The following is an 11102-nucleotide window of genomic DNA, read 5'->3' as shown; positions in this document are numbered from 1 at the left end:
CGGGAAGACCTTCTATCGTATGTGTCTTCAATATCCATGGGCCCATAACATGACGATTGCGACCTTATCCAGTAGTTATCGTATTTCCATTCCGAAGTCGGTATGTGATGCTCAAGGATGGGCTGCAGGCCAAGAGTTCGCGCTCATCCCCAAGGGCAAAGGCGTATTGCTTATGCCTGTTCCCAGTCGTGAAGAGCTCGCCGGGATAGCGAAAGGCGCAACGCCCGCAGAATATCGTGATCGCAATCTTGAGACTCCGTAGAGGTCTGGGCGGGCAGGCGCTGTGGCGGCGCATTGGGCACGCCGGGTGATCAGTTCATATCGGGGGACAAGCCCGCAGCTGTTTGAGCGCCGCGTTTTCGGACAGCCGGGGGCTGTCCGATGGCGCGAGTTCTGCGGGCGCCCCGATATGGACTGATCGACCGGGAAGTCCGGCGCAGCCGGACCGTGACCATTAAGCCGCCACAGTGTCTGCCCGCCCAGGCCGACTAAAGAAACCAAATAGCGACTCTATAAAAACCTCAATCACTCCCGCTCTGGAGCCCTTTCCCGATTCATATCATGCAACACCAGCGCCAGCTGATACTGTAGCCGCAGCCGCGGGTTCAGGATGTCGCGCCGGGTAAGGGTATAGATCTGCGAAATCCGGTAGCGGACGGTGTTGTGGTGGACATGCATCAATCGCGCCGTCTCACGGTAATTGCCATTGTTGTCCAGGAACACCCGCAGCGTTGCTACCAGCCTGGACCTGCGCTTACGGTCGTACTGCAGTAGCGGTTGCAGCCATTCATCAATAAAGCGCCGAATGTCGTTCTGCATGGCGGGATGCGACAGCAGACGGTAAAGACCTGTTTCGTCATGCAGCTTCACCCGACACTTCTCGCCTGACTTCAAACTGTGGCCCAGCGCGTACTCCGCTTGCTCGTAAGCGCGGTCCAGGTGGATTACCCCGGTGGCCTGGCTGATGCCCGCGTTCCAGTCGGGCGCTGCCTGGAACTTTGCCACTTCCGCGATATAGCGTTCGATGCAGCCGGCTCCGCCGTCCAGATGCAGGTCTGATTGTTCCGTTTCTGGCACCAGTAGCAAAAAGCGTGTGCTGTCCAGGCTGCTAACCAATAGATGGTCATCATCCATCTTTGCGTGGAACAGGCTGGCTACAGCACGAAACACATGCTCGTCGAGATTGTGAAACTTGATAACGGCGGCGAAATACCGGTCGTGCAGCGGTATGCCTTTCTCTTTGCCCCGCGCGATATGTGCCTGCCGCGCGCCTTCCGACAACTGAGGATCGACCAGCGTATGAACAAACTCGTTGTGCTTCTCCCGCGTAATACTGATGTTGGCACGCCGCTGCAACAGGCTCATGGAGATGGCTTCGCGGGCGTGGACCAGGCAATGAAGCAAGGGCGGGTCTATCGGCTCTCCGGTTTCCAGGGCTGCAATATAGGCATGCGGGTCAGCGCCTTGGTCCAGCCGAATGTAGACAACATTGAAGTCAGCGCTGCGCTTGCGCATTACGCCGGGGCAGGATGCTACATGTTCTGCTGCGGTGTCGGGGCAGCGCAGTATCTGCATGACATCATCCACTTTTGCGGCGACCTCAGGCAACCATACGGTGTGAGCATCGGCCGGGCTGGTCAACAGCACAGGGCGCCCCAGCATGGAATAAAGCAAGGCCATCAAGCTTTCCAGCCCGGCCCCCGAGAACAGCTGCTTGGTGAACTGACTACGTATCTCTTCCGACCGGATCAGATGTTGCGCATCGGTGTCGAGCACGCGCGCAAAGATCGGGCTGATGATCTCGATCCAAGCGATATGGTCCGGTACCCTGAAGATCGGAAAAGCAAGCTCGTTCGCCCGCGCGATCATGGCGTCGGGCAGGGTGGTCATGTAGCGATGTAGCTTCAGGCCCAAGCCGGCCACGTTTCTTGCCACGAGCTCCTCCACCAGCATGTTCAACCCATTACGCCGTTTAAGTAGTGGAAAAGTCGAGGTAAGAGCCAGTTCATGTCCCTGTAACCATAACGATGCGTCAGGGGCGTCAAGGACGGTTACGGATTTGATGTTGCGGCCCAAGCCGTCGTGCCCAGCAATAACATCGGCACCGCGCATCACGTCGATACTGAGCACATCTTCTACTGTAAGCCACATCTTTATCCTCGCTATATGCCGTCTATGGAGTTGGGCCTTCGCGTTAGCTTAACGCAGCTTTGTGCCATTGGTACAAAAATTCCGCCTCAATTCTATTGACATGGCGAATAGGCGCGCTCTAGCCCCCTCCATATAATCATTTCGAAACATGAGAGGAAGCCAGTATGCCAGTGGAGGAATTGATGTCCCGCGATCAACGGTCAGAAATCGAGGAATGTGTTCAATTCCTGCAAGAAGCCGTGCGCTGTGACACCGTAAGCAAGGTAGGGGATGAACACGTTCTGGCCCGCATGTTGGCCGCGCGCATGGAGCAAGAAGGCATCTCCTGCACCATACACACCTTGGACGATAAGCGTGCCAACCTGATTGCCCGCGTAAGCAGTGGCCGTCCTGGGCCCTGTGTCGTGCTAAGTGGGCACATGGACACCGTCCCCGTGGGCAGTGTTGCCTGGCAGCATGGTCCCTTTGATGCCGTCATCGAAGACGGAAAAATGTACGGCCGCGGTACGGTCGACATGAAAAGCGGCCTGGTTGCCCTGATGTATGCGCTTATTCGTTTTGCGCGCCGCCCGCGTGATTCCTGGTCGGGTGAGTTGATACTGGCGGCTACGTCGACCGAGGAAACAGGAGCAGAGGGCGCCAAGGCCATGGTCGCAAACCAGCAACTGCCCGAATTCGACGCCCTGATCATCGCGGAGCCTACCGATACCCGCCTGGTTATCGCGCACAAAGGCGCCTTATGGACGCGGGTTTGCAGCTGTGGCAAGGCTTCGCACTCGTCCATGCCCGAGATGGGAATCAACGCGATCAATAAACTGTTTCCCTTCTATGCGGGTCTTTCGGAAGTCGACATTTCCAGTGACCCCCACGAGCTTCTCTCGCCCCCGACCATGGCGGTCACGCTGATCAATGGCGGCAAGCAGGCCAATGTCATCCCGGACCGATGCGAAATTACGCTCGATATGCGAACGTTGCCCGATCAGAACCACAGTAGCTTGATGGGCCAGATGAGGGCCTTGGCAGGCCGGGTCAGTGCAGCGGACAAGGATACAAACCTCGAGTTCGAAACCTTGCTGGATGTACCAGCGGTATCCACCGACCCCGGGTCTGACCTGGTGTCCATAGCCCGGCAGGCATTGCTAAGCGCCGGAGCATCGTCTGACGACGCCCGGCCGCGCGGGGCTCAGTACTTCACCGATGCTTCCGTTTTGCAGGCCTTGGGAAAAAACATTATTGTGCTTGGCCCTGGCGATCCCAAGCTGGCGCACCAGGTTAATGAACATGTGCACGTCAATGACTACATAGCCGTCATTGATATTTACGACGAAATCCTCAAGAAGTACATGGCGTAACGAGGGTCGTTTTTTTCAAAACCACAGCTGGAGGAGCAAACCATGATCAATAAGCGATTGAAATTCATACCCAAGGCAGCAGTATTGGGACTATTGGCCGCAGGCTGTATGTTAGGTGCTGTCGCGCAAGCGAAGGTCACCTTGAAGGCGGGACACATCTCGGCGGTCGGACATCCCTGGCATGAGGCCTTGGTCGGTATGGCCGAAGACGTCAAGACGGCAACCAATGGCGAGGTAATCATTCAGGTGTATCCCAGTTCGCAACTGGGTGGCGAACGAGAAATGGCCCAAGGCTTGGGCTTGGGCGTGCTCGAAATGGGGCTGTTTGGTACCGGAGCCCTGCAGGCGTTGGACAAGCGCCTAATCATTGAAGAGCTGCCGTACGCCTGGCCAACTCGCGAGCACGCTTACCGTGCATTGGATGGAGAGTTGGGCGATGCCTTGGCCAAAGTTCTGGCCGAGCAGAAGATCACGACACTAAGCTGGTGGGAAAGCGGATATCGCCACATCACCAACTCGGTCCGTCCCATCCAGACGCCCGAAGACCTGAAGGGCATCAAGCTGCGCGTGCCAGAGGCAGAGATGCGCATCGATACTTTCAAGATCATGGGCGCACTGCCTACGCCGATGCCGTTCTCGGAAGTGTTCTCTGGCTTGCAGCAAAAAGTCGTGGACGGTCAGGAAAACCCCTTGGCTACCATCTACGCTTCCAAGTTCTATGAGGTACAGGAGCATCTTGCGCTGTCAGGCCACATCTGGGGTTCTGCAGTCTTGACCATCTCCACCAGTGCATGGAACAAGCTTTCTGATGAGCATAAGGCTGCCATCCAGACCGCTGCGGACAAGTGGAAGCTTAAAGAGCGCGCCATGATCGCCAAAAGCGATGATGAAGCACTCCAGAAGATGAAGGCGGCCGGCGTCAAGGTCACTACACCCGATCCGGCTCAATTCCAGAAGGCTGTTCAGCCAGTTTGGGACAAGTACGAGGGTACCTTCGGCAAGGACCTGATGGATTTGGTTCGTAAGTACGCTGGTTAAAACGTAGCCGCGCGCCGCCTCAGCGGCGCGCTCGCACGCTTACAACGGAGTTAAGGATGTCTATGCGCGCGTTAAGACTCGCCATGTCCAACTTGGTCAAATGGACACTCGTCGTCATGCTGCTTGCCATGACGACGGTGCTATTTGCGCAGATTGTTTTTCGTTACTTCTTTGAATTGCCACTGGTGTGGTCAGAGGAGATGGCACTGGTCCTGATGCTATGGATCACCTTTCTTGGCGCAGCCCTGTTGCTCGAAACCAAGGAGCACATCAGCATAGATTTCCTGGTCGAGATGATGCCTGCGGCTTCGCAGCGCATACTGGCCATCCTGGCAGCCATTCTGTTGCTGATATTCAATATTGCACTGACCTATGGTTCGTTTCTGGTCGTCGAGGCCACGGCTTCGTCGATTACCCCCGGCATGAAAATATCTGTCGGATGGCACTACGGCGGTGCCATGGTGGGTGGGTTTCTGCTGGCGGTGGTATCGCTTGAGCAACTGGTGCAGTGTTGCCGCGCGCCGGCTAGCAAGGAGCTCTCTTCATGACCGCGACAATTCTTCTTGTCACCTTGCTGGTACTGATTCTTTTAAACATACCCGTGGCGTTTGCCATTGGTGTCACCTGTGTCGGTTATTTGCTGTTCAGTGACATCAGCCTGGCCATACTCGGCCAGCGTGTCAGTCAAGGCATTTATTCCTATCCCTTCCTGGCATTACCCATGTTCGTGTTTGCGGGTGTGCTGATGGAGTTCGGCGGGATCACGCGGCGCCTGATGCGCCTGGCTAACGCGCTAATTGGGCATATTGCAGGTGGTTTAGCCGCTGTCACCGTACTGGGCAACGCGCTGTTTGGGACCTTATGCGGGTCGGCCATTGGCGGCACGGCAGCCGTTGGCTCCATCATGATTCCCGCCATGAAGGAAAAGGGCTATTCCGCCTCCTTCTCGGCGTCGCTGCAGGGCTGTTGCGGCATTCTGTCTTCACTTATTCCGCCCAGTCTGACCATGGTCATCATGGGCGTGACCGGCAACATCTCGATCGCTGATCTCCTGATAGGCGGCTTCCTGCCCGGCGTGCTGATGGCAGCATTACTGATGGCAGTGGCTGTGGGTATAAGCAAACGCAGGGGTTATGGGCAAGGCAGCCAGGTAGAGGCCGGCGAGCTGGGACGGGCATTTGTGGGGGCCTTGCCTACATTGATGCTGCCGGTAATTATTCTTGGCGGTATCTTTGGCGGCATTGTTACGGTCACGGAAGCCGCAGTGCTGGCCGTGGTCTACGCCTTCTTCCTGTCCTGCTTTGTCTATCGCGAGATTCGCTTCCAGGACCTGCCCAATGTCTGCATGAAGGTATTGCGCATTGCTGTGCCCATACAACTGATCGTGGCCATCTCGGCCATGTTCGCCTGGATCGTGACTACCGAGCAAATCACGCAGAATTTCGTGATGCTGTTCACGCAGATGACCTCGGATCCGCTGATGTTCCTATTGTTGATCAGTGGCTTTTTGCTGATCCTGGGAACGTTCATGGAAAGCAATGCGCTCATCATCATCTTGATCCCCATCCTGATGCCTGTGGTCGCACAGTACGGTATAGATCCCGTGCACTTTGCCATCCTGTTCGTAACCAACCTGTGCATAGGCGCGGTTACGCCGCCGCTGGGTGTTACGCTGATGACAGCCTCTAAGATCGCCGAGATTCGTCTATCGGAAGCCTGCAGGAGCTTGTGGCCATTTCTAATGGCCATGGTCGCCACCCTTGTGTTGGTGGTGCTCGTTCCCGGGCTGTCGACATGGTTGCCATCATTGATGCGCTAAGCGCTGCAAGGAGAATACATTGACCGATAAAGCCGCTATTCAGATTCGTGATATTGATCACGTTGCCACAGCCATTAACGAGCTATTGCCGAACGAGACGGTGAAGATACGCGGGGTGGGTGACGAATACGAAGTCGTAGCCAAAGAACTCATACCTGTGGGGCACAAGATTGCTCTACGCGATATTGCGCTGAACGAAGAGATCCGAAAGTACGGAGAAGTCATCGGATCGGCTACCAGCCCGATAGGCGCCGGCCACCATGTGCATGTGCAGAATTGTCGCGGCCTGAAAGCGCGACGTTTTTCGGGCCCTTCCGAAGGAGAAGATCGAAATGCTTAACACCAAATTTATGGGTTATCGGCGCAGTAATGGCGCCATAGGCATACGTAACCACGTGCTGATCATACCGACGGTTTCCTGTGTCAATCGTGTGGCCATGGACATTGCCAACAAAGCCGGCGGTGTTACTTTCATGCACCCCTATGGCTGTACCTTTGATGCTGAAGAAAATTTCATCACAGAGCATTCCTATATAGGCCACGGGCTGCATCCCAACGTGGGTGCGGTGCTGGTTTTAAGCTTGGGATGCGAGACAGCTTCAGCGGCTCGGGTGGCGGAAGAGATCGCCAAGTCCGGCAAGCGCGTGGAAACGCTTATTGTCCAGAAGGTGGGTGGTTCGCGCAGTACCGGCACCGCCGGTATAGAGATTGTTCGTGAAATGCGTCGTGATCTCGATGCCCAGCCTCAAGAAGAGGGCGATCTGTCCGAGTTGCTGATCGCATTGGAGTGCGGTTCATCCGACGCCTTCTCGGGCTTGACGGCCAACCCCGCCGTAGGCGAAGCAGCAGACATCATCGTCTCGCATGGCGGCACCGTAATCCTGTCCGAGGTCACCGAGATGGTGGGCGCCGAGCAGGTGCTCGCCCGACGCGGCAAAAGCGATCAAATCAAACAAGATCTGCTCTCTTTGATCAAGAAATACGAAGTGGATTTGTCCATGTCCACCGAGGACGATAGCGGCGTGTTCATTTCGCCCGGAAATATCGCCGGAGGGCTGACCACGATCGAAGAAAAGTCCTTGGGATGCATCTATAAGGCGGGCACCAAGGCCATTACCGAGATCGTCGATTACGGCGTCGCCCCTACCCAAAAGGGCGTCATCATCATGGATACCCCGGGGTTTGACATTGCCTCTGTCACGGGCAAGGTCGCGGGCGGTGCACATATGGTGTTGTTCACAACCGGCAAAGGCACGCCTACAGGCTCGTCTATTGCCCCTGTGATCAAGATCAGCTCCAACAACAAGACCTTTCATCATCTGAACGAAGATACCGACATCAGCGCGGGTGATGTACTTGAAGGAACCAAGACGCTGAAGCAAGTAGGCGTCGAGATCGCCGACCTCGTCATGGACACGGCGCGGGGCAAGGAAGCCAAGGGCGAATACTTCAACATACAAGAGTTCGCCATCCCGAACGTTAGCGTCGTCAAGAAAGAAGTCATACACGCCAAGCTGGCCAAACTTAACGATTTCCGGTTCGTACAACCATGAAACTAGCTTATATGTATGCCACACCCGATGTGCGGCATTCACAGGTAACCGCCATCCAGGGCGACATCGCGCCCACGCTTGCCCAGATACGGCAGGTGGGCTACGAGGGGGTGGAGTTTCTGGTCTGCGACCCGGCCACCATCGACGTTGCGGCGATCCAGAAGGCGGTGCGCGACACCGGGCTTGATGTGCCGGCCGTATGCACCGGGGAAGTCTATGGCGAGGCGCGCTTGTCGTTCGCCGATACGGATGCCGGCAAACGGCAGCAGGCACGCGACCGCATGAAGGCAGCGATGGAGTTTGCCGGACGATTTGGCGCTGCTGTAAACGTAGGCCGCTTGCGCGGACGCTACCAAGAGGGTGTCGATCCAGCCCAGACGCTGGAATGGATCAGCCAGGCGATCCGCGAGTGCGCACAAGAGTTTCCCGATACTCGTATCGTGATGGAACCCGTCAACCATCTTTACGCCAACTGCCTGATGGGCACGCAAGACATGCTCGACTTCGTCGATAGCGTTGCATTGCCCAATGTCGGCATCATGCTGGACATGGTTCATATTCTTATCGAAGGCGAAGACGTCGGTGCCTCGCTGCGCCTGGCGCAAGAGCGGCAGTGCCTTTGGCATTTTCACGTCAGCGACTCTGATCGCCTGCCCATGGGTGACGGAAGCTACGACATCGGCGCGGTCATCAAGGCACTGCGTGAGGTTTCTTACGACGATTACGTCACCGTCGAAACCTTCCAGATTCCGGATAGCCAGCACGCTATCCAACAAAGTTACAACACGCTACGCCCGTATTTCGGGGCTTAATACTTATCTGATTATCCAAAGGTACATACATGAGATTCGCGCGGTTTTCCAAAAACGGGCAAACAACATTCGGCGTTGTCGAAGGGGACGCAGTAAAGGCTTTACGTTCCGGTCTGTTCGAGACGCCGGAATACACCGGCGAAGAATACGCGCTGGCCGACGTACAGTTGCTGGCCCCGGTACAGCCGGGCAAGCTGGTCTGTGTGGGCCTTAACTATCGCCTGCACGCCGAAGAGTCCGGTGTTCCCGTTCCTGCGGAACCCATGCTGTTCATGTGTTCGCCCGAGGCGATCATCGCAAACGGCGACACCATTGTGCTGGACAGCGACAAAGACCGCGTGGACTTCGAGGCCGAGATCGCAATTGTGGTTGGCAGCCGCTGCAAGAACGTATCGCAAGACCAGGCCAAGGACCATATCTTTGGCTATACCTGCGCCAATGACGTGTCCAATCGCGATCTTCAACGCAAGGATGGCCAGTTCACGCGCGCCAAGTCTTTCGACACCTACAAGCCCTTGGGCCCCTGGATAGAAACCGAGCTCGACCCTGACAACGTCGCGATACAGCTGTGGCAAAACGGCGAATTGCGACAATCGTCCAATACGAATGACATGATCTTCCCGATCAAGCGCATCTTCGAGTTCGTGTCGAGCATCATGACGCTTAATCCGGGTGATGTCATCATCACCGGAACCCCGTCCGGCGTCGGCCCCATGAAGCGCGGCGACACCATCGACATCGAGATCGAAGGTATCGGCCGGCTTAGCAATACGGTGAAGTGATTCTCGACCTCGACCAAGAGTACGACAATGTAAAAAAGGTGGCGCCGGAGTATTTCCGGCGCGTGCTGGCGCAGCTGGACGCAGCAAACACTGCGGCAAGGCGCAAGCATCGGGCCGTGCTGGACGTCCCCTATGGGGCTTCCAGTCACGAACGCCTTGATATTTTCCAGGCCGGGAGTTCCGGCATGCCCGTGCAGGTATTCTTTCATGGCGGGTACTGGCATTCGCTCGATAAACGCGATTTCAGCTTTATTGCCGACGGGCTGGTGCCACACGATGTGACAGCCGTAGTCGTCAACTTCCCCCAGTTACCCGCCGTGCGCATGGACGCACAGATTGCAGCGTGCCGCCGCGCACTGCTTTGGGTGTACGACAACATCGATAACTATGGCGGCGACCCACAACGACTATCCGTATCGGGCCATTCCGCCGGCGCCCACATCGCGGCCATGCTGCTTGTGGACGACGCCGAACAAGGCACCGACGCGAGGCGACCTATCGTCGACCGCGCCTGCCTGGTCAGCGGGATCTACGACTTGAATCCGATCAAGCGCTGTTTCGTCAACGATACGCTGCAGCTTTCCGCAGAAGAGGTCGCCAAAAACAGCCCCGTCACGATGAGACCTCAGGGGGCCTGCGCCTTGGCCCTGGTCGTGGGCGGAGACGAAGGGCGAGAATACCTGCGGCAGACTCATGATCTGGCACGCGCTTGGCGTAACCTAGAACCCCATCTTTCACTTAGCGCCCTCGAAGGTGAAAATCACTTTTCGCTCAGAGTGCAGTTTGGCGATCCGGACAGCAAGGTAATAAAGCTGGCTGTGGGGTCAGTTCCAAGGTACTAAACAGCCGCTGCTGCGTCCGTGTTCTTGCGTGGCCGCCCGCGCGGCGCCGGCGCGATTCTGCGTGTGGCGCGTGAGCGCAGGTCTGCCAGGAAGTCGGGCTCGCCCAGTGCCCATTGGCCGAAGAGCGCGTCGCGGATACGGGTGGATTGACTGCTGGGCAAGCCATCGGCCAGGCGCTCGGCGTATCTGGCTTGGCGCGCGAAGGGTGTGTTGCCCAGTTGCCAGTAGTCTGGATGATCGGTCAACAGCGCGTCGTATCGGTGGTCTGTACCGGTGTGGGTGGCTGCGGACGACCAGGGCCAGGCTTGAGGGCGGTCCACATAGTGCAGGGTGACGGGTAAAGATTCCAGCCAGACCTGGGTGGGAACAAGCCAGTGGCCCGGTTGGATCAGGGCGCTGCGGTAGCGGCTGGAAAACACACGGCCGTGGCGCATGCCGGCGGCTATCCTGCGGCCCAGCGACTGTATCAGTTTGGGCAATGCTTGCGCATCGGGCGGGGTTCCCAGCAAGCTGATGCGGTCATTCAGCAGCAGCCAGCCGTGCACGGCAACCTGGTATTCACGGGCATCCCGCTGCAGCCACTCGTGTAGCTGATCAAGCTGGGCTGATGGGGTGGGGTCGTGAATGGCGGCCAACGGACGCACGAACTCGGCCTGCACCAATTGTGGAATATGGGGTGCGTAAAGGCGTGGTAAGCGAGCCATGGCGGCGTTTTGATAAGGTTGTAAGCGACTAATTCTACCGCGCTCTTTA

General features: G+C 57.0%; 12 protein-coding genes. 10 read left to right on the top strand and 2 right to left on the bottom strand.

Translation table 11 applies throughout. From position 1 onward, the window contains the following. The first annotated feature begins 49 nt into the window (after window positions 1-49). Complete coding sequence (locus tag CKA81_RS13590; protein WP_128355762.1) at window positions 50-262, top strand: AbrB/MazE/SpoVT family DNA-binding domain-containing protein; 213 nt, start codon at window positions 50-52, stop codon at window positions 260-262. Window positions 263-525: 263 nt separating this feature from the next. Here CKA81_RS13590 and CKA81_RS13585 read toward each other — a convergent pair whose 3' ends face one another. Next, window positions 526-2151, bottom strand: coding sequence for a PucR family transcriptional regulator (locus tag CKA81_RS13585; RefSeq protein WP_128355761.1), 1626 nt, complete (start codon window positions 2149-2151; stop codon window positions 526-528). Between the two features lie 182 nt (window positions 2152-2333). On the opposite strand from CKA81_RS13585, the gene CKA81_RS13580 reads away from it, so the two are divergent. The 9 genes from CKA81_RS13580 to CKA81_RS13540 all read left to right on the top strand — a co-directional run bounded on the left by CKA81_RS13580 (window position 2334) and on the right by CKA81_RS13540 (window position 10349). Then, window positions 2334-3503 (top strand): M20 family metallopeptidase, encoded by a 1170-nt coding sequence (locus tag CKA81_RS13580; RefSeq protein ID WP_164878409.1) that lies wholly within the window; start codon window positions 2334-2336, stop codon window positions 3501-3503. Between the two features lie 42 nt (window positions 3504-3545). Next, complete coding sequence (locus CKA81_RS13575; RefSeq protein ID WP_128355759.1) at window positions 3546-4541, top strand: TRAP transporter substrate-binding protein; 996 nt, start codon at window positions 3546-3548, stop codon at window positions 4539-4541. A gap of 83 nt (window positions 4542-4624) precedes the next feature. Next, the gene (locus CKA81_RS13570) at window positions 4625-5089 is read left to right on the top strand and encodes a TRAP transporter small permease (protein ID WP_164878408.1); all 465 of its coding nucleotides are present in this window, start codon (window positions 4625-4627) and stop codon (window positions 5087-5089) included. Then, window positions 5086-6360: a TRAP transporter large permease gene (locus tag CKA81_RS13565; RefSeq protein ID WP_128355757.1), complete on the top strand. Its 1275-nt coding sequence runs from the start codon at window positions 5086-5088 to the stop codon at window positions 6358-6360. Before CKA81_RS13570 ends, CKA81_RS13565 begins: the two co-directional genes overlap by 4 nt. A gap of 19 nt (window positions 6361-6379) precedes the next feature. Further along, window positions 6380-6700, top strand: coding sequence for a UxaA family hydrolase (locus tag CKA81_RS13560; RefSeq protein WP_128355756.1), 321 nt, complete (start codon window positions 6380-6382; stop codon window positions 6698-6700). Next, a complete protein-coding gene (locus CKA81_RS13555; protein WP_128355755.1) occupies window positions 6693-7913 on the top strand; it encodes a UxaA family hydrolase in 1221 nt (406 codons plus the stop codon). Before CKA81_RS13560 ends, CKA81_RS13555 begins: the two co-directional genes overlap by 8 nt. Next, the gene (locus tag CKA81_RS13550; RefSeq protein WP_128355754.1) at window positions 7910-8725 is read left to right on the top strand and encodes a sugar phosphate isomerase/epimerase family protein; all 816 of its coding nucleotides are present in this window, start codon (window positions 7910-7912) and stop codon (window positions 8723-8725) included. The genes CKA81_RS13555 and CKA81_RS13550 overlap by 4 nt, the downstream gene beginning before the upstream one ends. A 29-nt stretch (window positions 8726-8754) precedes the next feature. Continuing rightward, window positions 8755-9507, top strand: a complete 753-nt coding sequence (locus tag CKA81_RS13545) for a fumarylacetoacetate hydrolase family protein (protein ID WP_128355753.1) — start codon at window positions 8755-8757, stop codon at window positions 9505-9507. After that, window positions 9504-10349: an alpha/beta hydrolase gene (locus CKA81_RS13540; protein ID WP_128355752.1), complete on the top strand. Its 846-nt coding sequence runs from the start codon at window positions 9504-9506 to the stop codon at window positions 10347-10349. Before CKA81_RS13545 ends, CKA81_RS13540 begins: the two co-directional genes overlap by 4 nt. Here the strand turns inward: CKA81_RS13540 and CKA81_RS13535 are convergent. Beyond that, window positions 10346-11053, bottom strand: coding sequence for a hypothetical protein (locus tag CKA81_RS13535; RefSeq protein WP_128355751.1), 708 nt, complete (start codon window positions 11051-11053; stop codon window positions 10346-10348). The genes CKA81_RS13540 and CKA81_RS13535 overlap by 4 nt on opposite strands. Window positions 11054-11102 lie beyond the last annotated feature (49 nt).

It is taken from the genome of Pollutimonas thiosulfatoxidans, assembly GCF_004022565.1.
GTDB classification, from domain to species: domain Bacteria; phylum Pseudomonadota; class Gammaproteobacteria; order Burkholderiales; family Burkholderiaceae_B; genus Pusillimonas_D; species Pusillimonas_D thiosulfatoxidans.
The sequence above is the reverse complement of the archived record's forward strand: the minus strand, read 5'-3'. Positions and strand labels throughout refer to the sequence as shown.

Coding starts and splice junctions, on each gene's coding strand:
- CKA81_RS13555 (WP_128355755.1), top strand. CDS start 6,693: ATGCTTAACACCAAATTTATGGGTTATCGGCGCAGTAATGGCGCCATA.
- CKA81_RS13570 (WP_164878408.1), top strand. CDS start 4,625: ATGTCCAACTTGGTCAAATGGACACTCGTCGTCATGCTGCTTGCCATG.
- CKA81_RS13535 (WP_128355751.1), bottom strand. CDS start 11,053: ATGGCTCGCTTACCACGCCTTTACGCACCCCATATTCCACAATTGGTG.
- CKA81_RS13585 (WP_128355761.1), bottom strand. CDS start 2,151: ATGTGGCTTACAGTAGAAGATGTGCTCAGTATCGACGTGATGCGCGGT.
- CKA81_RS13545 (WP_128355753.1), top strand. CDS start 8,755: ATGAGATTCGCGCGGTTTTCCAAAAACGGGCAAACAACATTCGGCGTT.
- CKA81_RS13575 (WP_128355759.1), top strand. CDS start 3,546: ATGATCAATAAGCGATTGAAATTCATACCCAAGGCAGCAGTATTGGGA.
- CKA81_RS13565 (WP_128355757.1), top strand. CDS start 5,086: ATGACCGCGACAATTCTTCTTGTCACCTTGCTGGTACTGATTCTTTTA.
- CKA81_RS13580 (WP_164878409.1), top strand. CDS start 2,334: ATGTCCCGCGATCAACGGTCAGAAATCGAGGAATGTGTTCAATTCCTG.
- CKA81_RS13550 (WP_128355754.1), top strand. CDS start 7,910: ATGAAACTAGCTTATATGTATGCCACACCCGATGTGCGGCATTCACAG.
- CKA81_RS13590 (WP_128355762.1), top strand. CDS start 50: ATGACGATTGCGACCTTATCCAGTAGTTATCGTATTTCCATTCCGAAG.